This is a genomic window from Azospira sp. APE16, assembly GCF_047901315.1.
GTDB classification, from domain to species: domain Bacteria; phylum Pseudomonadota; class Gammaproteobacteria; order Burkholderiales; family Rhodocyclaceae; genus Azospira; species Azospira oryzae.
Genome location: NZ_CP179682.1, coordinates 2640019 through 2664798, shown reverse-complemented (window position 1 = coordinate 2664798; position 24780 = coordinate 2640019). Strand labels below are relative to the sequence as shown.

General features: G+C 66.9%; 22 protein-coding genes. 12 read left to right on the top strand and 10 right to left on the bottom strand.

All coding sequences use genetic code 11. From position 1 onward, the window contains the following. Window positions 1-343 precede the first annotated feature (343 nt). Window positions 344-1282: an EF-hand domain-containing protein gene (locus tag ACLSSQ_RS12750; RefSeq protein WP_416242898.1), complete on the top strand. Its 939-nt coding sequence runs from the start codon at window positions 344-346 to the stop codon at window positions 1280-1282. A 102-nt stretch (window positions 1283-1384) separates the two neighbouring features. Here the strand turns inward: ACLSSQ_RS12750 and ACLSSQ_RS12745 are convergent, their stop codons facing one another. After that, window positions 1385-1594 carry a 2-hydroxymuconate tautomerase family protein gene (locus tag ACLSSQ_RS12745; protein WP_014236930.1) on the bottom strand — a complete coding sequence of 70 codons (210 nt, stop codon included), beginning with the start codon at window positions 1592-1594 and terminating at the stop codon, window positions 1385-1387. Then, the gene (locus ACLSSQ_RS12740) at window positions 1582-2481 is read right to left on the bottom strand and encodes a DMT family transporter (protein ID WP_130458084.1); all 900 of its coding nucleotides are present in this window, start codon (window positions 2479-2481) and stop codon (window positions 1582-1584) included. The genes ACLSSQ_RS12745 and ACLSSQ_RS12740 overlap by 13 nt, the downstream gene beginning before the upstream one ends. A 154-nt stretch (window positions 2482-2635) precedes the next feature. Between ACLSSQ_RS12740 and ACLSSQ_RS12735 the strand changes: the two genes are divergently transcribed. Both ACLSSQ_RS12735 and ACLSSQ_RS12730 read left to right on the top strand, forming a co-directional pair. Then, the gene (locus ACLSSQ_RS12735) at window positions 2636-3520 is read left to right on the top strand and encodes a LysR family transcriptional regulator (protein ID WP_416242897.1); all 885 of its coding nucleotides are present in this window, start codon (window positions 2636-2638) and stop codon (window positions 3518-3520) included. A gap of 18 nt (window positions 3521-3538) precedes the next feature. After that, window positions 3539-3892 (top strand): hypothetical protein, encoded by a 354-nt coding sequence (locus ACLSSQ_RS12730; RefSeq protein ID WP_130458086.1) that lies wholly within the window; start codon window positions 3539-3541, stop codon window positions 3890-3892. 13 nt (window positions 3893-3905) lie between these two features. Here ACLSSQ_RS12730 and ACLSSQ_RS12725 read toward each other — a convergent pair whose 3' ends face one another. Further along, the gene (locus tag ACLSSQ_RS12725; protein ID WP_130458087.1) at window positions 3906-5555 is read right to left on the bottom strand and encodes a methyl-accepting chemotaxis protein; all 1650 of its coding nucleotides are present in this window, start codon (window positions 5553-5555) and stop codon (window positions 3906-3908) included. A gap of 331 nt (window positions 5556-5886) precedes the next feature. On the opposite strand from ACLSSQ_RS12725, the gene ACLSSQ_RS12720 reads away from it, so the two are divergent. After that, on the top strand, window positions 5887-6285 hold the full coding sequence (locus tag ACLSSQ_RS12720) for an Hpt domain-containing protein (RefSeq protein ID WP_416242896.1): 399 nt from the start codon (window positions 5887-5889) through the stop codon (window positions 6283-6285). Window positions 6286-6300: 15 nt separating this feature from the next. Here ACLSSQ_RS12720 and ACLSSQ_RS12715 read toward each other — a convergent pair whose 3' ends face one another. Beyond that, window positions 6301-6954 carry a response regulator gene (locus ACLSSQ_RS12715; RefSeq protein WP_014236936.1) on the bottom strand — a complete coding sequence of 218 codons (654 nt, stop codon included), beginning with the start codon at window positions 6952-6954 and terminating at the stop codon, window positions 6301-6303. A 191-nt stretch (window positions 6955-7145) separates the two neighbouring features. On the opposite strand from ACLSSQ_RS12715, the gene ACLSSQ_RS12710 reads away from it, so the two are divergent. The 3 genes from ACLSSQ_RS12710 to ACLSSQ_RS12700 are packed head-to-tail and all read left to right on the top strand — an operon-like array spanning window position 7146 to window position 12477. Continuing rightward, window positions 7146-8186: an HD domain-containing phosphohydrolase gene (locus ACLSSQ_RS12710; RefSeq protein ID WP_416242895.1), complete on the top strand. Its 1041-nt coding sequence runs from the start codon at window positions 7146-7148 to the stop codon at window positions 8184-8186. A 41-nt stretch (window positions 8187-8227) separates the two neighbouring features. Beyond that, window positions 8228-9391, top strand: coding sequence for an FIST signal transduction protein (locus ACLSSQ_RS12705; RefSeq protein WP_416242894.1), 1164 nt, complete (start codon window positions 8228-8230; stop codon window positions 9389-9391). 5 nt (window positions 9392-9396) lie between these two features. Next, window positions 9397-12477: a PAS domain S-box protein gene (locus ACLSSQ_RS12700; RefSeq protein WP_416242893.1), complete on the top strand. Its 3081-nt coding sequence runs from the start codon at window positions 9397-9399 to the stop codon at window positions 12475-12477. A 39-nt stretch (window positions 12478-12516) separates the two neighbouring features. Here the strand turns inward: ACLSSQ_RS12700 and ACLSSQ_RS12695 are convergent, their stop codons facing one another. Both ACLSSQ_RS12695 and ACLSSQ_RS12690 read right to left on the bottom strand, forming a co-directional pair. Further along, the gene (locus ACLSSQ_RS12695; RefSeq protein ID WP_043798013.1) at window positions 12517-12879 is read right to left on the bottom strand and encodes a response regulator; all 363 of its coding nucleotides are present in this window, start codon (window positions 12877-12879) and stop codon (window positions 12517-12519) included. Continuing rightward, a complete protein-coding gene (locus tag ACLSSQ_RS12690) occupies window positions 12876-14567 on the bottom strand; it encodes an ATP-binding protein (protein ID WP_416242892.1) in 1692 nt (563 codons plus the stop codon). Before ACLSSQ_RS12690 ends, ACLSSQ_RS12695 begins: the two co-directional genes overlap by 4 nt. A gap of 175 nt (window positions 14568-14742) precedes the next feature. Here ACLSSQ_RS12690 and ACLSSQ_RS12685 point away from each other — a divergent pair, with 175 nt between their 5' ends. Both ACLSSQ_RS12685 and ACLSSQ_RS12680 read left to right on the top strand, forming a co-directional pair. Continuing rightward, entirely contained in the window at window positions 14743-15987 is a 1245-nt protein-coding gene (locus ACLSSQ_RS12685) for an HD-GYP domain-containing protein (protein ID WP_014236942.1), read from the top strand. 323 nt (window positions 15988-16310) lie between these two features. Beyond that, window positions 16311-16589, top strand: a complete 279-nt coding sequence (locus tag ACLSSQ_RS12680; protein WP_130458093.1) for a type II toxin-antitoxin system HicA family toxin — start codon at window positions 16311-16313, stop codon at window positions 16587-16589. A gap of 130 nt (window positions 16590-16719) precedes the next feature. On the opposite strand, the gene ACLSSQ_RS12675 is transcribed toward ACLSSQ_RS12680, so the two are convergent. Genes ACLSSQ_RS12675 through ACLSSQ_RS12665 form a run of 3 tightly spaced genes read right to left on the bottom strand, consistent with a single transcriptional unit; the run spans window position 16720 to window position 22642 of the window. Continuing rightward, window positions 16720-18222, bottom strand: coding sequence for an efflux transporter outer membrane subunit (locus tag ACLSSQ_RS12675; protein WP_416242891.1), 1503 nt, complete (start codon window positions 18220-18222; stop codon window positions 16720-16722). After that, complete coding sequence (locus ACLSSQ_RS12670; RefSeq protein ID WP_416242890.1) at window positions 18219-21353, bottom strand: efflux RND transporter permease subunit; 3135 nt, start codon at window positions 21351-21353, stop codon at window positions 18219-18221. The genes ACLSSQ_RS12675 and ACLSSQ_RS12670 overlap by 4 nt, the downstream gene beginning before the upstream one ends. Window positions 21354-21382: 29 nt before the next feature. Then, the gene (locus ACLSSQ_RS12665) at window positions 21383-22642 is read right to left on the bottom strand and encodes an efflux RND transporter periplasmic adaptor subunit (protein WP_416242889.1); all 1260 of its coding nucleotides are present in this window, start codon (window positions 22640-22642) and stop codon (window positions 21383-21385) included. Window positions 22643-22812: 170 nt separating this feature from the next. Between ACLSSQ_RS12665 and ACLSSQ_RS12660 the strand changes: the two genes are divergently transcribed. Together ACLSSQ_RS12660 and ACLSSQ_RS12655 are read left to right on the top strand one after the other, a co-directional pair. Next, complete coding sequence (locus ACLSSQ_RS12660; protein ID WP_416242888.1) at window positions 22813-23427, top strand: TetR family transcriptional regulator; 615 nt, start codon at window positions 22813-22815, stop codon at window positions 23425-23427. After that, on the top strand, window positions 23427-23759 hold the full coding sequence (locus tag ACLSSQ_RS12655) for a YnfA family protein (protein ID WP_416242887.1): 333 nt from the start codon (window positions 23427-23429) through the stop codon (window positions 23757-23759). Before ACLSSQ_RS12660 ends, ACLSSQ_RS12655 begins: the two co-directional genes overlap by 1 nt. A gap of 66 nt (window positions 23760-23825) precedes the next feature. Here the strand turns inward: ACLSSQ_RS12655 and ACLSSQ_RS12650 are convergent, their stop codons facing one another. Further along, complete coding sequence (locus ACLSSQ_RS12650; protein ID WP_165397423.1) at window positions 23826-23999, bottom strand: hypothetical protein; 174 nt, start codon at window positions 23997-23999, stop codon at window positions 23826-23828. 147 nt (window positions 24000-24146) lie between these two features. Here ACLSSQ_RS12650 and ACLSSQ_RS12645 point away from each other — a divergent pair, with 147 nt between their 5' ends. Further along, complete coding sequence (locus ACLSSQ_RS12645; RefSeq protein ID WP_130458096.1) at window positions 24147-24731, top strand: TetR/AcrR family transcriptional regulator; 585 nt, start codon at window positions 24147-24149, stop codon at window positions 24729-24731. The last annotated feature ends 49 nt before the right edge of the window (window positions 24732-24780 follow it).

Below are 24780 nucleotides of genomic sequence, written 5' to 3'. Positions count from 1 at the left end.
TGCGCGATAGACGGATTTTGTCGATTGTTAAGTTTTGTTAAGCATTCCAATATATTGATTTATAAAGAATAGTTTTTTTTGTTAGTCGTATCTGAGTGGTTAGGAAGAAGCCTTTTCCGGCGCTTGAGTTTTTCAAGTACTCACGGTTTTTCGACGATCGGATTTCTCTTAACCATTCTTAACCATCATTTACCTTTTTAGGCCTAAATTCAGGCCTTTTCAGGCCGAATCCTTGCGTAGGAACTGTAGCGACGGAACTCCCGGTGGCAGTTGTTCTTTGCCCATGACGGCGAGGCCGTCCATTGCATGAATCCGCTTGAGTCATTCCCTGAAAGGAACTGTCATGTCCAGCATTTCCAGCGTAGGCAGCAGCGCGGCGCAATACGCCGGCGTCAGCAGCCATCGGCGTCCCGATCCGTCGAAGATGGTCGAGGATATTTTTTCCAAACTCGATACCAAGGGGCAGGGTTACCTGGAGAAGAGCGATCTGGAGTCCGCCCTCAGCGGTCTCGGTTCTGACTCTTCGGCCAGCGTGGACGACGTCTTCAGCACCCTGGACGGGGACGGGGACGGCAAGGTCACCAAGGATGAGATGTCCTCCACCCTGCAGAAACTGGCCGACGAACTGGACAGCCAGTTCAACGCCAGCCGCATGAGTGCCGCCCAGGGCGGCGGCATGCGCCCGCCGCCGCCTCCGCCTGCAGAAGGCGAAGAAGACGAGGGCTACACCCAGGACGAACTGAGCGCCATCGCCAGCTCCACCGACGACAGCAACCTGTCGGAACTGATGAACAGCCTGGCCGCCAACTTCGATGCTGCCGATGCCAACGGCGACGGCAAGGTGACCCAGCAGGAAGCCATGGCCTACCAGGAGTCCGCCGATGCAGCCGGTTCCGGTAGCGCCACGGCTGCGGCCAACGGCATGCCGCCCCCGCCTCCCGGTGGTCGCGGTGGCGACGAAGGCCTGACTCTGGATCAGGTGAAATCCATGGCCAGTGACACCTCCGACAGCAAGCTGTCGGAACTGCTCAACACCATCTCCAGCAACTTCGATGCGGCCGATGCCAATGGCGACGGCAAGGTGACCCAGCAGGAGGCGATGGCCTATCAGGAGTCCACCCAGACCTCCAGCGACAGCTCCTCCTCCAGCGATTCCGGCAGCACTTCGGCCTCCAACGAAGCCGCCGTACTGAAGCGGATCATGGACCTGGTGCAGTCCTACGGCAGCGGCAGTGGCAGCAATTTCTCCCAGCTGCTGAGTTCCATTTCCACCTCTGCCTGAGCGGCCTGCTGCCGCAAAAAAAGGGCGCCCTGGCGGGCGCCCTTTTTTCATGGAGTGTTCCATCCCCGGCGAGCAATTCTGTCTCCATGGGACGGGCCCGCCTCAGCCCTGCCTTTCCCGGGCCCGGCGCACGGTGACGCTGTCGCCGCCGATGCCCCAGTTGTCCGTGTCCACCTCGTCGATGGTGACCACGGTGGTTTCCGGGTTCTTGCCCAGAATGTCCCGCAGCAGCAGGGTGACGCCCCGGATCAGGGTGGCCTTCTGTTCGGCGGTGGCACCCTCCCGGGTGATCTTGATATTTACGTAGGGCATACGGCGTTCCTTCTGACAAAAAAACGGGTCTGGCTGCCGACCCAGGCGCCCAGGCTGACCAGCACCAGGCCGGCCATCAGCCAGGGGGACAGGGGCTCGCCCAGGAGCGGGGCAGCGGCGGTGCCGGCGATGGCGGGAATGAGGGCCATCAGGGTGCCGACCTTGGTGGGGCCCAGGATGGCCACGGCGCGCATGAAGAACATCATGGCCACGATGACCGCCAGGACGCCCTGGTAGGCGGCCTGCAGGGCAATGGTGGAGAGGCTGGCGGCGGCCAGGTTGTGGGGCAGCCACAGCACGTAGACCGGCAGGTAGAGGGCGGCCGAGACCAGGCCGACGCCCAGGGTGGCATCCCAGGGGGCCACCTGCCAGCGCCGCACCAGCACCGTGTAGATGGCCCAGGAGAGGCTGGAGGCCAGGATCAGCAGGTCGCCGCGCCAGTCGCCGACGCTGCTGCCGAAGCTGTCCGTGGCCAGGCAGGCGATGCCGGCGGCGATGCCCACCAGGCCGAGCCAGCGCTGGGGCGAGGGACGTTCCCCCAGCACCAGCCAGGCCATCAGGGCCACCAGGAAGGGCAGCATGCCGGGCAGCAGCACGGCGCCGTGGGCGGCGGAGGTGAGCTTGAAGCCGGCATAGACCAGGACGCCGTAGCCGCAGCCGCCGGTGACGGCCAGGATCACCATGCGCCAGCTGAAGTTCAGCCGGGGCCGCCGCCACAGCCACACGGGCAGGAGGATCAGGGCGGCGGTGCCGAAGCGCAGGGCGGTCACGTCCCAGGCGGTGAGGGGGCTCTTGCCGCCCAGGCGCGAGACGAGGATGAAGCCGGACCAGACGGCGACGGTCAGGGCGGCGTAGAAATAGCCGCGCCGGAGATGCTGGTTGTCCATGGGTTGTCTCCTGGGGTTGGGGTGTTTTTATGGTCTTGCCAGGAGCACTGTAGCGGCGCATCATGTTCTTGAAAAATGAATTATTAAGATTTTTATATTCTTCGTTTGAGATTTGAATCGAGGCCCCCGGGCAAGGGGGCAAGGAGCGGCGTTCATGGAACTGGCAGATCTGCACATCTTCCGCACCGTGGTGGCGGAGGGCGGCATCACCCGGGCGGCGGTGCGCCTCAACCGGGTGCAGTCCAACGTCACCACCCGGGTGCGCCAGCTGGAGGCGGACCTGGGAGTGGAACTGTTCGTGCGCGAGGGGCGGCGCCTCAACCTCTCCGCCGCCGGCCGCCAGTTGCTGGCCTATGCGGAGCGCCTGCTGGACCTGGCCGAGGAGGCCCGCCATGCGGTGCAGGACGCCACGCCCCGGGGCCGCCTGCGCCTGGGCTCCATGGAGAGCACGGCGGCGGTGCGCCTGCCCGGGCCCCTGGCCGGTTTTCACCGGGCCTATCCGGAAGTGCGTCTGGAACTGAGCACCGGCGACACCCGCCGCCTGGTGGCCGAGGTCCTGGCCGGCGAGCTGGATGCCTGCCTGGTGGCCGAGCCGGTGGACGACCCCCGGCTGGAGAAGCGGGCCCTGTTCGAGGAAGAACTGGTGATCGTCACCGAGGCCGGCCACGGCCCGGTGCATTCGGCCCGGGACCTGGCGGCCAGCACCATCATCACCTTTGCCCCCGGCTGCGCCTACCGCAAGCGCCTGGAAGACTGGTTGGCCCGGGACGGCATCCTGGCGGAACGGGTGGTGGAGGTCTCCTCCTATCACGCCATCCTCGGCTGCCTGGTGGCCGGCATGGGGGTGGCCCTGCTGCCCCGGGCGGTGCTGGAGAACTATTCCGGCGCCGACCTGCTGGCGGCCCATCCCCTGCCCGGGCGCAGCGGCCTGGTGAATACGGTGGCCCTGTGGCGGCGCGGCGCCGCCATCCCCGCCGTCGGCGCCCTGGTGGAGCAGCTGGCCGGCAGCGTCGATCAAAGTCTGGAACAGGCCGCCTGAGGCGGCCGGGAGTCGGAAATGAGCGGTTTTGAAAACTTTCAGAGCGATGCCAACGAGCTGGAGACGGAAATCGTCCGCCGCGGCATCGTCCTCGGCATCGACTGGAACAACGAGACCCAGGTGCGCCTGCTGGCCCGGGAGGCCCTGGACCATGCCCGGGATGCCAGCCGGGCGGCAGCCGCCTGCTGCAATCACCAGGAACAGGCCAAGGCCGAGCTGTTCGCCTTTGCCGCCCTGATGCTGCGCACCATGCAGGAAAGCGCCGAAGAGGGCGTGCTGACCCACGGCGGGCCGGCCTGGAAGGCCTTCGCCCGGGCCCTCTGGGCCGAGTCGGGCCAGGGTAACCGGGCGGGCGGCCAGCCGCCGGCCTGAGGCAGTTGCCGCCCTAGGTGCGGAAGCGCTGCACCAGGGCGTCGAGGCGGCTGGCGATCTGCTCCACCGCCTCCGCCGTTTCCGCCGTGTTCTTCATGGCGGCGCTGGTTTCCTCCACCATCTGGGCGACTTGCTCCACCCGCTGGGCAATGCTGGTGCTGGCGCTGCTCTGTTCCATGGTGGCCTCGGCCACGTCCCGCACCCGGTGCAGGGTCAGTTCCGACCCTTCGCGGATCTGGCGCAGGGACTGGGCCGCCTCCTCGGCCAGGGCGACGCCGCTCTCCACCTGGGGCAGGGCCGCCCCCATGGCCTGCACCACCATGTCCGTGTCGGTCTGGATATGGCTGATCATCTGTTCGATCTCCACCGTGGCCTTGGCCGTCCGTTCCGCCAGCTGCCGCACTTCGTCTGCCACCACGGCGAAGCCCCGGCCCTGTTCCCCGGCCCGGGCCGCCTCGATGGCGGCGTTCAAGGCCAGCAGGTTGGTCTGGGCGGCGATGGCGCTGATCACCGAGGCGATGCCGGAGACTTCCCGGGTCTGGGTTTCCAGGTCCCGGATGCGGCCCGAGGCGTCGCTGACGGTGCCGGCGATGGCCTTGATGGCGCCGCTCGCATTGGCCACCCGGGTTTCCCCCTCGGCCGCCAGCTGGGCCGATTCGCTGGAATTGCGTTCCGTATCCCGGCTGTTGTCGGAGATGTGATTGATGCTCACGGTCAGCTCCTCGATGGCGGCGGCCATGGCGGACGTGGCGTCGGACTGCTGTTCCCCGGCCAGGGATACTTCCCGGGCGGCGGTGCTGATGCGCTCGGCGTTGTGGGTCAGCTGGCTCGAATTGCTGCCGATCTCCTTCACCACCTGGCGCAGGGAGGCCACCATGTGGCTGAAGGAAGCCAGCATGGACCCGGCCGGCGCCGTCTCGACCCGGACCGTCAGGTCGCCGTCGGCCGCCTGACGCATGAGGTCGATGGCCACACCCGGTTCGCCCCCCACCTGCTGCAGCACGCTGCGGCCCACCAGGTAGGTGCCGGCGGCGACCAGGGCGAGCAGCACCAGCGCCATCAGGGAATCCTCGAGGGTCCGCTGGCGCACTTCGGCCTGCACGTCGTCCAGGTAGATGCCGCTGCCGACCACCCAGCCCCAGGGGGCGAACAGCTTCACGTACTGCAGCTTGTCCACCGCCTTCTCCGCCGGCTGGCCGGGGTGGGGGAAGAGGGTCTCGACAAAGGCGCCGTCCGGCTGCTTGATGGCGCCGTCGATGATGTTGCGCAGGGTCGGCCGGCCCTTGACGTCCCGGACCTCGCCGGTGACGTCCTTGCCTTCCCATTCGGGGCGGATCGGGTGCATCACCGTCACCCCTTCCGGGGTCCAGATGTGGAAATACTCGGAGCGCCCGTCGGCGCCGCCGTAGCGGGCCATGCGCACGCTTTCGGCGGCGGCCTTCTGGGCCTCGCTGCGGCTCATCTTGCCGGCCTTCTCCAGGGCCTGGTAGCCGGCGATGATGTTGTAGGCCGCTTCCACGGCGGCCCTGACGGTCTGTTGGTGGCCCTCGTGGAGGTCCCGGCTGACGCCCAGGGCTCCAAGGATGGTGATGGTGCCCATGCCGAATACCGCCAGGGCGATCAGGATGAACATCCGGCTTTTCAGGCGCAGATTGGCAAACACGATGGTAGTCTCCTCCGGTGGGACTGCAGGACGGCGTCCCCGTGGCGGGGATCTTGTCGATGCGGTGGAGGATGCCAGCGGAAAAGGCGCGTGCCAGCTCGGGTAACGCCCCGGTTAGGCCCTAGGTGATACCCCAGTTCCCCTGCTTTTCATCTTTGGCAAAACTGCACGAACTTGTCGCAGGAGCGTCGCGAATGGAAGGACGGACCGTTGTCCCCGTCCCCGGCCGGGCCGGAGACGCCGGTTTGCGGCATGGCCGCTACGGCCTGCCGTCGCCCTGATGCCGTTGCCGTAAAATTCCGAGCGCACCCCGCTTGCTGGAGCCCATGCCATGACCGATTCCGTTGCCCCCCCGCCTTCCTCGCCGGCCTGCGATCCGGAAGGGCTGTTGCGCATGCTCAACGGCGACCGGGACAGCGTGCGGGATCTGGTGCAGACCTTCCTCGACAACTTCCCCCAGCTGTTGGGCGAGCTGGACCAGGCCCTGGCCGAGTCGGCTGAGTCCGGCATGCCGGAGCCGTTGCGCCGTACGGTGCATCGCATCAAGGGGGTTTGCGCCATTTTCGCCACCGGGCGCATCGTGGCGCGGGCGCGGGAGATCGAGGCCCTGCTGCTGGCCGGGGCGGTGCCGGCCGGGGTGGATGAAAGTGCCCTGTGGCGGGAGGAACTGCAGCAGGTGGCGGCGGAAATGACCGCCTTCAACCGTTCCCTGGCAGCCGTGGACGACTGAGGGGCGGCCGCGTTTTCAGGAGACCATGCCGTGCTGCATCGCATAGCGGGTCATGCCCGCCACATCCCGCACGCCGAGGCGCTCCATCAATTGGGCCCGGTGGAATTCCACGGTCTTGGGGCTGATGCTCAGTTCCCGGGCGATTTCCTTGGTGGTGCGGCCCAGGGCCACCAGCCGCAGGATCTGCTCCTGGCGCGGCGTCAGCTGGGGCGGCGGCAGCATTTCGCGGCGGTCCGTGCGCATGGCGTCCAGCAGTTGCTGCTGGATCTTCGGCGACAGGTAGCAGCTGCCGTCCATCACCTTGTCCAGGGCCAGCTGCAGCTCGGCGAGGACGAAATCCTTGAGCAGGTAGCCGTGGCACCCCGCTTCCAGGGCCGCCTCCACCACCTCGCGGCGGTCGATGCCGGAGAGCACCATCAGCTTGGTTTCCGGCGATACCGTGCGGATCTGGCGCATGGCCTCGATGCCCGACAGGTTAGGCATGTCGATGTCCAGTACCGCCACGTCGGGTTTCAGGGCCTGGGTCCGTTCCAGGGCTTCCAGGCCGTCGGCGCATTCGGCCACCACCACGTATTCGGGCAGGGTCTGGATCAGGGAGCGGATGCCGGCACGCACCAGCAGTTGGTCGTCGGCGAGCAGCAGGCGGATGGCAGGCGTTGTGTCCGTCATAGGGGCTGGCAATCGGATGGGGGCCGTTGGAGGGATGGGAACCTGATGGCCAAGTGTAGCATCCTGTCAGGTGCCCGGCATGTTCCCACAGGCCGCGGCAGCCCGGCAGGAAGTTATGCACAATCGGCCCGGGGGGCCGGTTCCATAATGGGCGCATCTGCCATCGCCAACGTCGCCGGGAAGGTCACACCGTGGAGCTGAATCTGGTCGTCATCGACGATTCCGAAATCAACCTGACCCTGTTCCGCGTCCTCGCCGAACGGATCGAGGGGGTGCGGGTCCGTGGCTTCCTTTCCTCCAGCGAGGCCCTGGCCTGGTGCGAACAGGGGCAGGCGGACGTGGTGGTGGTCGATTACATGATGCCGGCGCCGGACGGCCTGGAATTCATTCGCCACTTCCGCCAGCTGCCGGGCATGGCCGAGGTGCCGCTGATCATGGTCACCGCCAACAACCTGCGGGACGTGCGCTGTCGGGCCCTGGAGCAAGGGGCCTCCGATTTTCTCAACAAGCCGGTGGACAAGGACGAGTTCCTCGCCCGGGTGCGCAACATGTGCGCCCTGCGCCGCAGCCAGCGGCAGCTGGCGGACCGGGCGGCCTGGCTGGCGGAGGAGGTGGCCAAGGCCACCGCCGGCCTCCTGGAGCGGGAGCGGGAGACCATCGTCTGCCTGGCCAAGGCCGCCGAATACCGGGACCCGGAGACGGGCGCCCACATCCTGCGCATGGCCCACTATTCGGTGCTCATCGGCCGCCAGCTGGGGCTGGCGCCGGCGGAGCTGGAGATGCTGCTGGAAGCGGCGCCCATGCACGACGTGGGCAAGGTGGGGACGCCGGACCTGATCCTGCTCAAGCCCGGGCGCCTGACCCCGGCCGAGTTTATGATCATGCAGCAGCATGCCGAGCAGGGTTACGAAATACTGCGCCAGGCCCGTTCCCCGGTCCTGGCGATGGCGGCGGTGATCGCCCGGGCCCATCACGAGAAGTGGGACGGCAGCGGCTATCCCCAGGGACTCAAGGGCGAGGCCATTCCGCTCCTGGGGCGCATCGTGGCGGTGGCGGACGTCTTCGACGCCCTGACTTCGCCCCGTCCCTACAAGCAGGCCTGGCCCCTGGCCCAGGCCCGGGAATACCTGGAGCAGAATGCCGGCAGCCATTTCGACCCCCGCTGCGTCGAAGCCTTCCTGGCAGCGTGGGACGAAGTGCTGGCAATCCGGGAGCGCTTCCAGGACCAGTAGCATCGAGAGAAGACAAGAAAAGAGCAGAGGAGGAATCAGTCATGCGCGTTCTTCAGATCCACCTTCCCGTGGCCCGGGAGCCGGCCCACATCCGGGCCGCCCTGGCGCCCCTGCAGGCCATCGAGCCCCAGTTGCTGCTGGTGTTCTTTGCCGCCGAACGTCTGGCCGATGGCGCTTTCACCGCTCTCCTGGCCGAGGTCTTTCCCGGTGCCCTGCGCATCGGTTGCAGCACTGCCGGCGAGATCGTCGGCGAGGAAGTGTGCGAAGGCAGCATCGTCGTCACCGCCGTCCATTTCGACGCCACCGCGGTGCGGGAGGTGACCACGGAGCTGGCCTGCATGGCCGATTCCGGTGCCGCCGGCGAGCGCCTGGCGGCCCAGTTGCCGGGAGAGGGGCTGCGGGCGGTGCTGGTCTTTGCCCAGGGCGTGGCCATCAACGGCAGCGCCCTGGTGGCCGGCATGAGCCGCCAACTGCCGCCCGGCGTGGCCGTCAGCGGCGGCCTGGCCGGCGATGGCGGCGCCTTTTCCCGCACCTGGGTGCTGTCCTCCCAGGGCGCGGCCGAGCACCGGGTGGTGGCGGTGGGGCTCTACGGCCAGGCCCTGCGGGTGGGCCACGGCTCCTTCGGCGGCTGGGAGCCCTTCGGCCCGGCGCGCAAGGTCACCCGCTGCGAGAACAACGTGCTCTACGAACTGGACGGGGAGCCGGCCCTCGACATCTACAAGCGCTACCTGGGCGAATACGCCCGGGACCTGCCCGCCTCGGGCCTGCTCTTCCCCTTTTCCATGGCCGACAAGGACCGCTCCAGCGTCGGCCTGATCCGCACCATCCTGGGGGTGGATGAAGCCTCCGGCAGCCTCATCCTGGCCGGCGAAATCGATCCGGACGGCTACCTCAAGCTCATGCACGCCAATCCCAATGCCCTGGTGGACGGGGCCCAGCGGGCGGCGGAAATGGCCCGGGCCATGGTGCCCGGGGAGGCCCTGGCGATCCTGGTCAGCTGCGTCGGACGCAAACTGGTGCTGGGCGGCCGGGTGGACGAGGAGGTGGAAGCGGTGGCCGACGTTTTCGGCCGCAACTGCACCCTCACCGGCTTCTATTCCTACGGCGAGATCAGCCCCTTCAATGCGGCCCCAGGCGCCGTTGGCCCCGATTCCTGCCGCCTGCACAACCAGACCATGACCATCACCCTGCTGACCGAGGTCTGAGGGCCATGCACCGCCTGCTGCTGCGCCAGTTGAAAGGCTCCCTCGGGGTGGCGGGCGAGGCGGAGCTGCAACCCCTGTGCGACAAGCTGCTGCACCTGGCGGCCCGGGAGGACATCGCGCCGGATGTGGCGGTGGCCCTGGCGGGCCTGCCCGCCTTCCTGCGCCGGGTGGGGGAGGCCTATGCCCAGGCGGAGCGGGACCAGGCCCTGCGCACCCGCAGCCTGGAACTGTCGTCGGAGGATCTGAACCGGGCCTATGCCCGCCAGGAGCAGGAGCTGGTGGCCCGGGAGCAGTCCATCGCTTCCCTGCGGGAAACCGCCAACCGCCTCCTCGGCCAGATGGGCCTGCCGGCCCTGAGCCCGGAGGATGCCAGCCTGGAATCCCTCTCCCAGCTGATGGACACCCTGGTGCGGGAGCGGGAGTCGAGCCGCATCCGCCTGCACCAGGCCCATTCCAGCCTGGAGCAGCAGAAGTTCGCCCTGGACCAGCACGCCATCGTCAGCGTCACCGACGTGGAAGGCTTCATCATCGAGGCCAATGACCGCTTCTGCGAAATCAGCGGCTATTCCCGGGAGGAACTGGTGGGGCGCAACCACCGGGTGGTCAAGTCCGGTATCCATCCCCCCGCCTTCTACCAGGAGATGTGGGACACCATCGTCCATGGCCGGGTGTGGCAGGGCGAGGTCTGCAACCGCAGCAAGGACGGCCGCCTGTATTGGGTCAGCGCCACCGTGGTGCCCTTCTTCGACGACCTGGGCGTGCCCTACCAGTACATCGCCATCCGCACCGACATCACGGCGCGCAAACTGGCCGAGGCGCGTCTGGACGAGCAACTGCACTTTTCCCGCCAGGTGCTCGACACCCTGCCGGTTCCCCTCTATTTCAAGGACACCCAGGGCCGTTACCAGGGCTTCAACAAGGCCTTCGCCGATTTCTTCGGCATCGAGCCGAGCCTCTGGATCGGCCGCCACGTGCGGGACCTGCTGCCGCCGGAACTGGCCGAGCAGCACGTGGCCCGGGATGAGGAGGTGTTTGCCCGGGGCGGGCGGCAGAGCTACGAAATCGAGCTCATCACCCCTGCCGGCGCCCGCTACGACACCCTCTACAACAAGGCGGCCCTGACCCGGCCGGATGGCAGCGTGCGCGGTCTGGTGGGCACCATCATGGATATCTCCGAGCGCAAGCGCTGGGAGGCGGAAATCCTGCGGGCGAAGGAGGCGGCCGAGAATGCCAACCGGGCCAAGAGCGACTTCCTGGCCAACATGAGCCACGAAATCCGCACCCCCATGAACGGGGTCATCGGCATGACCGAGCTGGCCCTGGATACGGAGCTGACCGAGGAACAGCGGGACTATCTGGAAGCGGTGCAGATGTCCGCCAACGCCCTGCTGTCGATCATCGACGACATCCTGGACTTCTCCAAGATCGAGGCCGGGCGGCTGGATGTGGAACTGATTCCCTTCGACCTGGAGAAGGTCTGCGCCGATGCCCTGCGCACGGTGGCGGTGCGGGCCGACCAGAAGGGCCTGGAACTGCTGGCCCGGCGCGGTCCCGGGGTGCCGCGGCGATTGCTCGGCGATCCGGGGCGCCTGCGCCAGATCCTGCTCAATCTGCTGGGCAACGCCATCAAGTTCACCGAGCGGGGCGAGATCGAGGTGGCGGTGGAACTGGCTGAACCCGGGGCGGCGGGGCAGGTGCTGCACTTTTGCGTCAGCGACACGGGCATCGGCATTGCCCCGGAAAAGCAGGAGCACATCTTCGAGGCCTTCGCCCAGGAAGACAGTTCCACCACCCGGCGCTTCGGCGGCACCGGCCTGGGACTGACCATCTGCAGCCGCCTGTGCGAACTGATGGGGGGGCGCATCTGGGTGGACAGCGTGCCCGGCCAGGGCAGCGCCTTCCATTTCACCCTGCAGCTACCGACGGACGGGGCGGCCGCGCCAGAACCGGAACGCCGCCTGTCCGGCAAGCCGGCCCTACTGCTGGTGGTGGCCAATGCCCGCCAGCGTTGTCGCCTGCAGGGGCTGCTGGCGTCCTGGGGGGCGACGGTGGTGGCTGCGGCCAGCGGTGCCGAAGGGCTGGCCTTGCTGGAACAGGGGCAGTGGGACGGCGTGGTGGCCGATTCCCGTCCGGTCGACGGCGACGCTGGGGACCTGCTCGAGCACCTGGCCCGGAGTCCCGGCCGGGTGCCGCTGCTGATGCTGCTCAGCCCCAGCCGCATGCGCCAGGAGATCGCCCGTTGCAAGGCTTTGGGCGTGGGACATTACCTCGGCAAGCCGGCCCTGGCCGACGAGCTGTGGCGCAGCCTGCAGGCATTGCTGGAGCCCGCCGTGGCCGGGGTCCCCGCCACGGTGGCGGAGGCTGCCGGCACGCCGCCGGCAGGCCTGGAGGTGTTGCTGGCGGAAGACCACCCGGTCAACCAGCAGCTCATGCGCAACATGCTGGAACGCATGGGCCACCGGGTGACCCTGGCTCGCCACGGCGGGGAGGCGGTGGCGGCAGCGGCCCGCCGGCGCTTCGACCTGGTGCTGATGGACATGCAGATGCCGGAGATGGGGGGCGAGCAGGCGACCCGCCTGATCCGGGCCGACGAACAGGCCAGGGGCCTGGCGCCTCTGCGCATCTACGCCCTGTCGGCGGCGGCGCGGCGGGAGGACCGGCAACGGGGGCTGGCGGCCGGCATGGACGGCTACCTGCTGAAGCCCCTGCAGCAGAAGGACCTGCAGGAAGTGCTGGCGGGTCTGGCCCGGCCCGGGCAGGAAGAGGGGGGCTTCGACTACGGCAGGATGCTGGAAGGGGCCGACAGGGACGTGCTTCAGATCATCGGCGACGTCTTTCCCGGATTGGCACGGCTGGAAATGGCGGCGATGGAGGAGGCCCTGGCCGCGGCTGACTGGGAGCGCCTGGGGCGGGTGGCCCATTCCCTGCGCGGTGCGGCGGCCAATTTCGGCCCTTCGCCGCTGGTGCAGCAGGCGGCCGAGGTGGAGCGCCTGGCGCCCCATCAAGCGGTGCAGCCGGCCCATCTGGCGGAACTGCGGCTGGCGCTGGAGGCGTTGCTGCAGGGCTTGCAGCAGTTCGACCGCTAGGGGCGGCGCTGTCGCCGCGGGAGGCGGCGCGGCGGAACCCTACTGGGCCATGCCCAGGGCCTGCAACAGGCCTTCCCGGTTGATGGGCTTGATCAGCAGGTCGTCGAAACCCGCTTCCATGATCTGGTTCTTCTCGCTGGCAAAGGCGTGGGCGGTGTAGGCGATGATGTGCAGGCCCCGGGTCCTTTCCTCTTCCCGCAGGCGCTGGCAGACCTCGATGCCGGTCATGCCGGGCATGCTCACGTCGAGCAGCACATGATCCACCTCCGGCGTCCGGGCCAGGCATTCCAGGGCCGCCTCGCCGGAGTCCGCTTCCAGCACCTCGATCCCCAGCTTGCTGAGGATGGCGCGGGGCAACATGCGATTGACCTTGTGGTCGTCTACCACCAGCACTTTCATCATTCCTCCTTCTCGCCGATGGGCAGCGTGAAGTAGAACTCGCTGCCCCGGCCCGGTTCGGATTGTAGCGTCAGGCGTCCGCCCATCAGTTCCACCAGCTGGCGCGACAGGGCCAGGCCCAGGCCGCTGCCGCCCTGGCGCCGGGTGGCGAAGCTTTCGCCCTGGCGGAACTTGTCGAAGATCGTCTCCTGATCCGCCGGGGCGATGCCGGGGCCGCTGTCGCGCACGGCAAAGCGGATGCGCTTGCCATCCCTGCGCACGCTCACGTCCACTGTACCCCGATCGGTGAATTTCACCCCATTGTGCACCAGATTGTTGAGCACCTGGGTCAGGCGCAGGTGGTCGCACAGCAGCTGCCGGGGCACGTCCCGGTCGATTTCCAGGTTCAGGGCCAGGCCCTTGCCGTCGGCCTGGGGCTGGTGGGCCTGCACCACCCGCTGCAACAGGGGCTGGAGCGGCTCCAGGGTCGGCGCCAGTTCGAAGCGCCCCGCTTCGATCTTGGCCAGGTCGAGGATGGAGTTGACCAGTTCCAGCAGGTGGCTGCCGCTGCTGTGGATGGTGCCGGCGTATTCCCGCAGGTCCTGGTCGTCGGTGCTTTCCTGCAGCAGTTCGGCATAGCCGATGATGCCGTTGAGGGGCGTGCGCAGTTCGTGGGACATGGAGGCGAGGAACTCGGACTTGAGCCGGTTGGCCTCTTCCGCCTTGGCCCGGCTCTGTTCCAGGCGCGCCAGCAGCAGGCCGATGCCCCAGGAGAAGGCCAGCACGGTGAGGGTGACGAGGCCGCCGAAGGCCAGGTAGCTCCAGGCCCGGTGCCGGGTTTCGGCCAGGGCCTCGTTGCGGTCGCTGCCGACGATCACCATCAGGGGATAGTCGAAAAGGACCCGGTAGGCGAAGAAGCGGTCGATCTTGTCGATGCTGCTGGTGAGTTCCAGGGTGCCGCTGGCCTCCTTGCTGGCTGCCGTCAGGATGGGGCTGTTGGCCAGGCTCTGGCCCACCTGTTCATCCTTGCCCGACTTGCGGGCGCGGACGATGCCGTCCAGCCCCAGCAGGGTGATGACGCTGTGGGGACCCAGGTTAACGTCGGCATAGAGCTGGGTGAAGTAGAGGGGGTCCAGGGAGACCACCACGACGCCGCCGAAACTGCCGTCCGGCTTGTTGATGCGGCGGGTCAGCTGCAGTGACCATTTGCCCGAGGCCCGCCCCAGCACTGGCTTGCTGACGAAGAGCTGGCCCGTGTCGCGGGCGATGTGCACGCGGAAGTGCTCCCGGTCCGAGAGGTCCAGCACCTTGTGGTTGGGCAGGTTGGAGAGGATGTACTGGCCGTGCTCGTCGATGATGCCCAGCTGGTTGAAGAGGTTGGAGAAGATCATCCCGTCCCGCACGTAGGCGGCGATGTCCACCTTCTCCGGATGCCGCTCGTACTGGTACTTGAGGAACATCACCGCCTGATCCACGCTCTTCAGGGTGCGCAGGGTGTGCTCTTCCAGGGCCCGGGCCAGGTTCAGGTTGTCCTGGTTGATGGAGGCGATTTCCAGGCTTTCCTCGTTGTGGATCTTGAAGGTGATGGCGCACCAGTTGAGCACCAGCAGGGCCAGGGCGAAGGTCCACACCAGGCGCCGCCCCTGGGCCGAGGCGGAGTGGGGATTGCTGGCGGGTGGGCGGGACAGGTCGGGCATCGGAGTCAGCTTCAAGGGATGACGTGGGTATCCGGATAACGGATTCCAGTATATTGAAACGGACAAAATACGGTCCCGGGTGAAACCCTAGGTCGGACCCCGGGAAATCTCCCTGAAAAAGGGCATTTCTCCTCGTGCCGCCAGCCCTTACGTGGTCTACAATGCCGCCAGCCCTCACTCACCGATAGCCATGCAGCGTGTCAGCATCAACCGGCTCCAGCCCGGCCTCTTCATCTCCCTGTCCCATGTGGGCTGGGTGCGCCATCCCTTTTTGCTCAACGAGTTCCGCATCTCCAGCGAGAAGCAGATCCAGGTCCTGAAGGAAATGGGCCTGGAGGACGTGCCCTGGGATCCCCAGCGCAGCACCACCGTGCCCCTGCCCGAAGTAGCCCGCAGCGCCGCGCCGGAAGAGGTGGATTTCGGTGCGGCGGCCCTGGCCGGCATGCTCGACGAGAAGAAGCTGCGCATGGAGCGGGTGCGGCGCCAGCGGGAACGCCTGGCCCGGCGCGAGCGGGAATACGATCAGGAAATCAGCGCCGCCTCGGAAATCCTCAAGACCCTCGGCCCCCAGCCGGCGGAGGCCCACGCCGAAGCCCAGAAGCTGGCCAGCCGCATCGTCGATGGCCTGATGGGCTCGGAGAGCGTGGTCATCCAGCTGATGAGCCAGAAGGTGCGGGAGGCCGGCCTGGCCTTCCACTCCATCAACGTCATGGTGCTGTCCCTGCTGCTGGGCAAGGCGGCGGAGCTGTCGGCAGAGGAGATGAAATACCTGGGGGTGGGCGCCCTGCTGCACGACGCCGGCAAGACCGAGATTCCTCCCCGCATCCTGCGCGCCACCACCCGCACCCCGCCGGAAGAGGAGTACTACCGGGCCCACGTGGGCTACGGCATCAAGGCCGTGGCCGGGGCCAAGGGCATGGCCGTGCCGGCCCGCAACATCATTGCCTGCCACCATGAGCGCTGGGACGGCAACGGTTTCCCCAACCGCCTGGCCGGAGACAAGATTCCCCGTCTGGCCCGCATCGCTGCCCTGGCCAATCGCTACGACAACCTGTGCAACCCCTTCGACATCCAGAGCGCCAAGACCCCGGCGGAGGCCCTGGGCCATCTCTTCAAGAAGGAAAGCGGGGCCTTCGATCCGGATCTGCTGCAACGTTTCGTCAAGGTGCTGGGGGTCTATCCGCCCGGCACCTTCGTCACCCTCTCCAACGGCGCCGTGGGCCTAGTGGTGGAAAGCAACCCCAACCGCCTGCTGCAGCCCCTGGTGATGCTCTACGACGCCGATATTCCCCGCCATGAGGCCCTCATGCTCGACCTCAAGGAAGCCGAGCTGAACGTGGAGAGCACCCTCAATCCGGCCAACATGCCCCTGGAAGTGGTGGAGTATCTGGCGCCCCGGGGCCGCATCGACTACTACGTCGAAGGAGCGCCGTAAGGATTTTCCCCGTAGGCTTTCCGTGGCGGCTGTGCTAGTCTGGAACTGTGTCGTGGCTGGCGGCACCCACGATGGCAGTTGGCAGTCGCCGTGTTTCAAGGAGACCCTATGACCGTTGCAGATAGGCTTGTCTTTTGAGATTACCGGGTAGCACCAACGACGGCGAAAAGCCGGATTCCCGAGCCTGAAGGGCCAGGGAGGCAGCAACGGAAAGCCCATGCGATTTTTGCATGGGCTTTTTCTTTGGCGCTCGCAAAGACGGCTAGCTTGGCCCGGCGCGGCGCGTAGAATGGGGCGGTGATCTTCCCTTGCGGAGTACTGCCATGAGCCACAAGCACGCCAACCTGTTGCGCAGTATTTTCCAGGACCCCTTGAGCGCCAACATCCACTGGCGCGAGGTCGAATCCCTGCTGCACCATCTGGGGGCCGCCGTCGAGCCGACCCACGGCGCCCGCTACCGGGTGGTGCTGAACAAGGTGGAAGGCTTCTTCCACCATCCCCACAACAGTTCCACCTGCTCCAAGACCGACATCAAGCAGCTGCGGGAATTCCTGGGGCATGCCGGCGTTTCTCTTTCCGCCTACGAAAAGGGGCCGGACTGAGGCGCAGGGCCTAGCCGCGTCGTGCGGCACCACGGGACGCTGTTCCCTACCCATTAAAAAAAAGCCCCTCCGGCGCATGCGGGAGGGGCTGAAGAAGCCGGCGGGGGTGCCGGCCTCGGGGGTTTGAGCCTTACTGGCCGGCCTTGGCCACCGGCGCGGCGGCCTGGTCGTTGCCGGAGTTCTTCAGGGATTCGGCCTTGAAGTCGTCCTTCCAGCCGCCGCCCAGGGCCTTGAACAGGTCCACGGCGGAGGTCAGGCGGGCCTGGCGGGTGCTGACGTAGTCCAGCAGGGCGTCGTTGGCGCTGCGCTGGGCGTCAAGCACTTCGAGAAAGGCGGAATAGCCGGCCTCGTAGCGTAGCTGGGCCAGTTCCAGGGTCTTCTGGGTGGCCTGCACCCGCTTCTCCTGGGCCCGTTCCCCTTCGCCGTTTTCCCGCAGTCCCACCAGGGCGTCGTTCACTTCCTTGAAGGCGGTCTGCACCGTCTTCTGGTAGCTGATCAGAGCCTGTTTCTGCTTGGCCGTGGCCTGGTCGATCCGGGCCGCATTGCGGCCGAAGTCGAAGATGGGCATGGTGGCGGCCAGGCCCAGGGACCAGGCGCCGGCGGCCGAGGTGAACAGATTGGTGAGGGCGGCGCTCTCGCTGCCCAGGCTGCCGGTGAGGGACAGGCTGGGGTAGAGGGCGGCCTTGGCGACGCCGATCTTGGCATTGGCCGCCACCAGGGTTTCCTCGGCCTGGCGGATGTCCGGGCGGGCTTCCAGCAGGGAGGAGGGCAGGCCTGCCGGGGGCACCGGCGGCAGGGGCAGCTGGCGCAGGTCGCCGGCGGCGATCTTCAGGTCGGGCTTGCCGGTGAGCAGGGCCAGCTGGGTCTCGGCCACGGCCCGCTGCCGGCGCAGGCTGGCGGCCTGGGCCTGGGCGGTGGCTAGGGTGCTTTCGGCCTGGTGCAGGTCCAGGGGCGAGGCACTGCCGGCTTCCTGCTTGCTCTTGACGATGTCCAGGGCCTTTTCCCGGGTGGCCACGGTGTCCCGGGTCAGGGCCAGGTCGGCGTCGGCGGCGCGCAGGGTGAGGTAGGCATTGGTCACCAGGGAGGCGACGGACAATTCCACCGTGTCCCGGGCGTAGCGGCTGGAGAGCAGCTGGGCCCGGGCGGCCTCGTTGGCGCGGCGCAGCTTGCCCCACACGTCGATCTCGAAGGAGGTGCTGAGGCTGGCCTTGCGGCTGTCCCGCAGACGCTGAGTATTGGCCGCCGGCAGGGGATCAGTCTTCATGCTGATCTCGTTGCGGCCGCCGCTGGCGTTGGCGTCGATCTGGGGGAAGAAGGCGGCGCCCGCTTCCCGGGCCACTCCTTCGGCCTCTTCCACCTGGGCCACGGCCAGCAGCAGGTCGTGGTTGTGTTCCTGGGCCTGGCGCACCAGGTCGTTCAGGGTGGCGTCCTGGAACAGCTTCCACCATTCCTTTTCCACCGGCGCCTGGGCCGCCGGGGCGGCTTCGGTGGTGGCCACGTAGGCTTCCGGCAGGGTGGCTTCGGGGCGCTTGTAGTCAGGGCCCACGGCGCAGCCGGCGAGGGCCAGCAGGGTCAGGGTGGCGACCAGGCCCTGGCTCAGGGCGAAGGGGGCGTGGGATGCAGGGCGGCTCATTGGCCTTCCTCCTTGTTATCGTGCGCAACGTGGTGGTAGGAGCCTTCCGGCAGGTTGGCACGGCGGCCCGACAGCCAGGTGAAGAACATGGGAATGAAGATGGTGGCGATGAAGGTGGCGGCCAGCATGCCCCCGAACACGCCCGTTCCCATGGACTTGCGCGCCGCGGCGCCGGCCCCGGTGGCCTTGACCAGGGGGAAGACGCCGAGGATGAAGGCCAGGGAGGTCATGACGATGGGGCGGAAGCGCAGGCGGGCACCTTCCAGGGCCGCCTCCAGCACGCCGAGGCCTTCCGCCCGCTTCTGGGCGGCGAACTCGACGATCAGGATGGCGTTCTTCGCCGCCAGGCCGATCAGCACCACCAGGCCGATCTGGAAGTAGATGTCGTTGGGCATGCCGCGGATCATCACTGCCGCCAGGGCGCCGAAGAGGGCGAAGGGCACGGCCAGGATCACCGCCAGGGGCAGGGACCACTTCTCGTACTGGGCCGCCAGGATCAGGAACACCATGATGATGCCGAAGCCGAAGGCAACGGCGGAAGTGGTGCCGGTGCGCTTTTCCTGAAAGGCCTGGCCGGTCCATTCCAGCTCGTAGCCGGCGGGCAGGGTTTCCTTGGCCACTTCCTCGACGATCTTGATGGCGTCGCCGGTACTGACCTTGGGCACGGAGCTGCCCATGACCTTGGCGGAGAGGAAACCGTTGAAGCGCTCCAGCTGTTCCGGGCCGACCACGGACTTGACCTTGATCAGGGCCGAGACGGGCACCATGGAACCGCTGCTGCTCTTCACGTACACCCGGCCCAGGTCTTCCGGCTTGGAGCGGAACTGGCCGTCGGCCTGGAGCTGCACCCGGTAGGTGCGGCCGTTGAGGTTGAAGTCATTGACGTAGAGGGTGCCCATGGTGGCCTGCAGCGTCTGGTACACGTCGCTGACGGCGATGCCCATGGAGATGGCCTTGGCTTCATTGACCTCGACGCTCAGCTGGGGCGAGGTGGGGCGGAAGAAGGTGTTGATGCCCACCAGTTCCTGGCGCTTCTTCAGGCCTTCCATGAACTGCTGCACGACACCGGAAAGCTTCTGGGGATCGGCATCGCCGCGGGCCTGGATGTAGGCTTCGAAACCGCCGGCGTTGCCCAGGCCGCGGATGGCGGGCGGGTTGAACACCAGGCCGAGGCCGTCCGGCAGCATCATGCCCATGCCCATGAACTTCTTCGCCAGGTCGTCGGCGCCGGCCTTGCGTTCGTCCCAGTCCTTCAGCGGGATGAAGACGGTGCCGGCATTGGGCTTCATGCCGCCGCCGATGATGTCGTTACCGGCGATGACGAAGACCCGGTCCACTGCCTCGTCCTGCTTGATCATGGACTGGAACTGGTCGCCGGTGGCGCGGGTGCGCTGCAGGCTGGCGCCGTCGGGCAGCATCAGGGCGCTGATCAGGTAGCCCTGGTCTTCCGCCGGCACGAAGCCGCCGGGCACGGCGCGGAACATGAAGAAGCTGCCGCCGAGGATGACGACGCAGGCCACGGTGCCGATGATGCGGTGATGCAGGGTCTTGTTCACCGTGTCGGTGTAGGACTTGGTGAAGCGCTCGAAGAGGCGGTTGAAGGGACGGAAGATAGCCGGCTCTTCATGCTTGGGCTGCAGCAGCAGGGCGCACAGGGCCGGCGTCAGGGTCAGGGCGACGATGCCGGAGAGGGTGACGGAGATGGCCACGGTGACGGCGAACTGCTTGTACAGCATGCCGGCGATGCCGCCCAGGAAGGCGACGGGGATGAACACCGCGCACAGCACCAGGACGATGGCCACCACGGCGCTGGAAACTTCGCGCATGGCTTCGATGGCCGCTTCCTTGGGCGCCATCTTCTCTTCCCACATCAGGCGTTCCACGTTCTCCAGCACCACGATGGCATCGTCCACCACGATACCGATGGCCAGCACCATGGCGAACAGGGTCAGGGTGTTGATGGAGAAGCCGAACAGCCACAGGCCGGCGAAGGTGCCGATCAGGGAGACGGGCACGGCCACCAGGGGAATCACCGTGGCGCGCCAGTTCTGCAGGAAGACGAAGACGACGATGGCCACCAGGACCAGGGCTTCCACCAGGGTGTGCACCACTTCGGTGATGGAGGCCTGGACGAACTTGGTGGTGTCGACGGGGACCACGTAATCCACGTCGCTGGGGAACTTCTGCTTCAGTTCGTCCATGCGCAGCTTCACCTTCTTGGCCACGTCCAGAGCGTTGGCGCCGGACTGCAGGAAGATGCCGACGCCGACCACGGGCTTGCCCAGCAGGGCGGTGGAGGCGTCGTAGTTCTGGGCACCCAGCTCGACCCGGGCCACGTCCTTCAGATACAGGGCGCCCTTGGGGCCGTCGGCGCGGATGACGATGTTGCCGAACTGCTCCGGCGTCGTCAGGCGGCCCTTGGCAGTAACCGTGTAGACCAGCTGCTGGCCGTTGGGGGCCGGCTCCTGGCCGATCTTGCCGGCGGCGTTCTGCTTGTTCTGGGCGGCGATGGCGTTGGAGATTTCCGTCGTCGTCACCCCCAGCTGGGCCATGCGGTCGGGCCGCAGCCACAGCCGCATGGAGTAGTCCAGGGCGCCGAAGATCTGGGCGTCGCCGACGCCGGGGATGCGCTTCAGGTCGTCCAGGATATTGACCAGGGCGTAGTTGGACAGGTACAGGGGCGTGCGGGTGCCTTCCGGCGAGGTGATGGCAGCCACCATCAGGATGTCGTTGGAACGCTTCTGCACGGTCACGCCGTACTGGCGCACTACGTCCGGCAGGCGCGGCTCGGCGATCTTGACCCGGTTGTTCACGTTCACCGTGGCCATGTCCACATCGGTGCCGACCTCGAAGGTGGCGGTGATGGAGAGGGAGCCGTTGGCGGAGGCCGTGGAGTTGAAATACATCAGGTTTTCAACGCCGGAGAGCTGCTCCTCGATGGGGGCGGCGACGGTCTTGGCCAGGGTTTCGGCGGAGGCGCCGGGGTAGGAGGCGGAAATGATCACCGTCGGCGGCGCGATTTCCGGGTACTGGGAAATGGGCAGCACCCGGGATGCCATGATCCCGGCGATGACGATGACGATGGAGATGACCGATGCGAAGATCGGTCGATTGATGAAAAAGCGTGACATGTTGGGTTCGAATCCCTTTCTGGCTCAGCTTATTGCTTGCCTTGGGCAGCAGGCTGGGCGGGCGTCTTGGCGGCATCACCCTCGGCGCCCTTGGCAGGCGCGGCGGCGGGGGCGGCATCGGCCGGCTTGGCGGCGGCAGGCTGGCCCTGGGCCGGGGTGCCCGGAGCGGCGCCAGGGGCGCCGGGTGCAGCCTGGGGACCGTGGGGCGCCACGGGCGCACCGGGGCGGGCCTTCATCAGGTTGTCCACGATCACCTTGTCGCCGGCCTTGAGGCCGCCGGTGATGACCCAGTCCTTGCCGCGCCATTCGGCGGTCTGCACCGGGCGCGGGGCGACCTTGCTTTCGGCGTCCACCACCATCACCAGGCGGGCCTGTTCGGTCTGCATGACGGCAGCCTGGGGCACCAGGAAGACGCCTTCCCGGTTGCCGGTGAGCAGGCGCACGCGCACGAACTGGCCGGGCAGCAGCTTGCCGTCGCTGTTATCGAATTCGGCGCGCAGCTGCTGGGTGCCCAGGGTGGTGTCGATGGTGGAGGCGAGGAAGTTGATCTTGCCCGGCTTGTCATAGACGCTGCCGTCGGGAAGGATCAGTTCGACGCCGCTGACCATCTCGGCCTTTAGCTGGCCGCCGGGCAGGTTGGCGGTGTCGGACTCGGAGAGGCCGAAGCGCACCCACATCGGATTGGCCTGGTACACGGAGGTGAGCAGGCTGGCGTCGGAGGTGTTGATGAGGTTGCCTTCGGACTTCACGGCCCGGCCGGAGGTGCCGGAAACGGGGGCGGTGACGGTGGTCCAGGACAGGTTCAGCTGGGCCTGGCGCAGGGCGGCCTGGGCGATGGCGTTGTTGGAGGCCGCATCGTCGTATTCCTTCTGGCTGACGGCCTGGCGGGTCAGCAGGCCCTTCAGGCGGCCTTCTTCCCGGGCCGTCTGCTCGGCCTTGGCCTTGGCTTCGGCCAGGGCGATCTCGTAGGGCGCCCGGTCGATCTGGAACAGGGGCTGGCCGGCCTTCACCAGGGCACCTTCCTGGTACAGGCGCTTCATCAGGATGCCGCCCACCCGGGCGCGCACTTCCGTTTCCTTGGCACCTTCGGTCTGGGCCATCAGTTCCAGGGAGGCCGGCAGGTTCTGGGGCTGCATTTCCAGCACGGTCACCGGCAGGGCCTGGGGGGCGCCACCCTGGGGGGCTGCGTTTTCACCGGAACAGGCAGCCAGGCCGAGGGCCAGCACCAGGGCGGCGGCAGCCGGCCGCAGGCGGAGGAGGGGGGCGGGGAATTGTTGGGTGGACGACATGAGTGGAGCTCCGGACTTTGAATTATGCTGATGATTATATACAATCAAGGTTGTATGTAAATCGACCTATTTGTAACGTTGTGTATCAAACGGCCCGGCAAACACTTGGTGTGCAGGCGGGGCCAATGGTTCGCGGAGCGGCGCCAGGCGCCGTTCCAGAGGAAGGAAGCATGGTCAGGAAAACCAAGGCCGAGGCGGAACAGACCCGGCGCGAAATCATCGATGCGGCCCGCTGCGTATTCCACGAATGCGGCGTCAGCCGTACGTCCCTGGAAAAGATCGCCCGGGTGGCCGGAGTAACCCGGGGCGCCGTCTATTGGCATTTCGAGAACAAGGCGGAACTGTTCTTCGCCATGCGGGAAGATTCCCTGGCGGTGCTGAACGAGGTGGATGCCTACCTGGATTCGCCGGATCTTCCGAATCCCCTCGACGGCATCGAGCAGAGCCTGCTGGCGTTTTTCCGCATCATCGACGGACGTTCGGAAGTCCGTCAGGTTTTCGAGATTATGACCCTGCGCTGCGAGTATGTGGATGAATTTGCGCAGGTGCTGCAGGAAGTCAACAAACCCTGCATGGACTTCCTCGCCAAGCTCATCCGCTCCTACCAGCGTGCTGCCGACAAGGGCTACCTGCGCCCCGGCCTGGACCCGGAGGGGGCCGCCTACGACACCCTGTCCTTCACCGCCGGCCTTTTCAACAACTGGCTCTCCAGCCAGCCCGGCGACCTGCTGCGCCTCAAGGTGCCGGACATGATCCGCCAGCACCTGCTGCTGCGGCGTCCCTGATGCCCGCCCTGCAGACCCTGCTGCTGTTCGTCGCCACCGCCGTGGCGGAAATCGTCGGCTGCTACCTGCCCTGGCTATGGCTGAAGAAAGGGGGCTCGGGCTGGCTGCTGCTGCCGGCGGCCTTCAGCCTGGGCCTGTTCGCCTGGCTGCTGACCCTCCATCCCCAGGCCGCCGGCCGCACCTACGCAGCCTACGGCGGCGTCTACATCGGCGTGGCCCTGCTCTGGCTGTGGCTGGTGGACGGCATTCGCCCCACCCTGTGGGACGGGCTCGGCGCCACGGTGGCCCTGGCCGGCATGGCCATCATCATGTTCGCCCCCCGCTCCGCCTGAGCCTTGTGGCCCCGGCCATGAAAAAAGCCCGCTGCTGCGGGCTTTTTTGCGACCGGATGGTCCTTTTCAGTGTTCCTGCCGACAAAGACAGTGGTGATGGGGGTGGTAGATGAAGTCGGCGCAGGTGGCCGGGTGGTCGGCGGGGAAGTACTCCAGGTGGGCCGTGCAGGCCACCATGCCCGGTTCTTCGGCCACTTCCAGGGCGTGCTTGCAGTCGATGCAGGTGGGAGGAGGGGCCATGGTCGGCGCGGCTGGATGGTTCATCACCGAAGTATATCGCCTCGTTCCCGGCGTCGGGGTATGAGATAAGTCACGCCGATGGCGGCTTCCCTTCGGCCTCGATTCATCAGCTAGACGACTGGTCTAATTGTTGGTATCGTGGCGGCCATGAACACTCGCTACGACAATACCCGTCAGCACATCCTGGACAGCGGCAAGGGGCTCATCGCCGGCAAGGGCTTTTCTTCCGTCGGCCTCAATGAAATCCTCAAGACCGCCGGGGTGCCCAAGGGCTCCTTCTACCACTACTTCGAGTCCAAGGAGCAGTTCGGTCAGGCCCTGCTGCAAGACCACTTCGCCGGCTACCTGGAGCGCATCGACGAACTGAGCCGGGACCCCGCCGCCAGCGGCCGGGAACGGCTGGAACGCTACTGGCAGCGCTGGATGGATGCCCAGAGCGACGCCTGCAATGCCCAGAAGTGCCTGGTGGTGAAGCTCAGTGCCGAAGTGGCCGATCTCTCCGACGCCATGCGCATCACCCTGCGGGACGGTACCGAGCAGATCGTGGCACGCCTGGCGGCCCTGGTGGAAGCCGGCGTGGCCGATGCCTCCCTGCCGCCCCTGGAACCCCGGGAGACGGCCCAGACCCTGTACCAGCTGTGGCTGGGCGCCAGCCTGCTGGGCAAGCTGCACCGTAACCGGGCCGCCCTGGAGAACGCCATGGCCTTCACCCGCAAGATGCTGACCCCCTGAGTTTTCCCCCGGGGCCGCCCTGGTGGCGGCCCTTTTATTGTTTCGCAGT

What these genes read in the sequence shown, in the direction of transcription:
- ACLSSQ_RS12715 (WP_014236936.1), bottom strand. Translation starts at nt 6,954, where the DNA reads ATGACGGACACAACGCCTGCCATCCGCCTGCTGCTCGCCGACGACCAA.
- ACLSSQ_RS12720 (WP_416242896.1), top strand. Translation starts at nt 5,887, where the DNA reads ATGACCGATTCCGTTGCCCCCCCGCCTTCCTCGCCGGCCTGCGATCCG.
- ACLSSQ_RS12700 (WP_416242893.1), top strand. Translation starts at nt 9,397, where the DNA reads ATGCACCGCCTGCTGCTGCGCCAGTTGAAAGGCTCCCTCGGGGTGGCG.
- ACLSSQ_RS12670 (WP_416242890.1), bottom strand. Translation starts at nt 21,353, where the DNA reads ATGTCACGCTTTTTCATCAATCGACCGATCTTCGCATCGGTCATCTCC.
- ACLSSQ_RS12675 (WP_416242891.1), bottom strand. Translation starts at nt 18,222, where the DNA reads ATGAGCCGCCCTGCATCCCACGCCCCCTTCGCCCTGAGCCAGGGCCTG.
- ACLSSQ_RS12740 (WP_130458084.1), bottom strand. Translation starts at nt 2,481, where the DNA reads ATGGACAACCAGCATCTCCGGCGCGGCTATTTCTACGCCGCCCTGACC.
- ACLSSQ_RS12685 (WP_014236942.1), top strand. Translation starts at nt 14,743, where the DNA reads ATGCAGCGTGTCAGCATCAACCGGCTCCAGCCCGGCCTCTTCATCTCC.
- ACLSSQ_RS12730 (WP_130458086.1), top strand. Translation starts at nt 3,539, where the DNA reads ATGAGCGGTTTTGAAAACTTTCAGAGCGATGCCAACGAGCTGGAGACG.
- ACLSSQ_RS12650 (WP_165397423.1), bottom strand. Translation starts at nt 23,999, where the DNA reads ATGGCCCCTCCTCCCACCTGCATCGACTGCAAGCACGCCCTGGAAGTG.
- ACLSSQ_RS12745 (WP_014236930.1), bottom strand. Translation starts at nt 1,594, where the DNA reads ATGCCCTACGTAAATATCAAGATCACCCGGGAGGGTGCCACCGCCGAA.
- ACLSSQ_RS12750 (WP_416242898.1), top strand. Translation starts at nt 344, where the DNA reads ATGTCCAGCATTTCCAGCGTAGGCAGCAGCGCGGCGCAATACGCCGGC.
- ACLSSQ_RS12655 (WP_416242887.1), top strand. Translation starts at nt 23,427, where the DNA reads ATGCCCGCCCTGCAGACCCTGCTGCTGTTCGTCGCCACCGCCGTGGCG.
- ACLSSQ_RS12695 (WP_043798013.1), bottom strand. Translation starts at nt 12,879, where the DNA reads ATGATGAAAGTGCTGGTGGTAGACGACCACAAGGTCAATCGCATGTTG.
- ACLSSQ_RS12660 (WP_416242888.1), top strand. Translation starts at nt 22,813, where the DNA reads ATGGTCAGGAAAACCAAGGCCGAGGCGGAACAGACCCGGCGCGAAATC.
- ACLSSQ_RS12680 (WP_130458093.1), top strand. Translation starts at nt 16,311, where the DNA reads ATGAGCCACAAGCACGCCAACCTGTTGCGCAGTATTTTCCAGGACCCC.
- ACLSSQ_RS12735 (WP_416242897.1), top strand. Translation starts at nt 2,636, where the DNA reads ATGGAACTGGCAGATCTGCACATCTTCCGCACCGTGGTGGCGGAGGGC.
- ACLSSQ_RS12645 (WP_130458096.1), top strand. Translation starts at nt 24,147, where the DNA reads ATGAACACTCGCTACGACAATACCCGTCAGCACATCCTGGACAGCGGC.
- ACLSSQ_RS12705 (WP_416242894.1), top strand. Translation starts at nt 8,228, where the DNA reads ATGCGCGTTCTTCAGATCCACCTTCCCGTGGCCCGGGAGCCGGCCCAC.
- ACLSSQ_RS12665 (WP_416242889.1), bottom strand. Translation starts at nt 22,642, where the DNA reads ATGTCGTCCACCCAACAATTCCCCGCCCCCCTCCTCCGCCTGCGGCCG.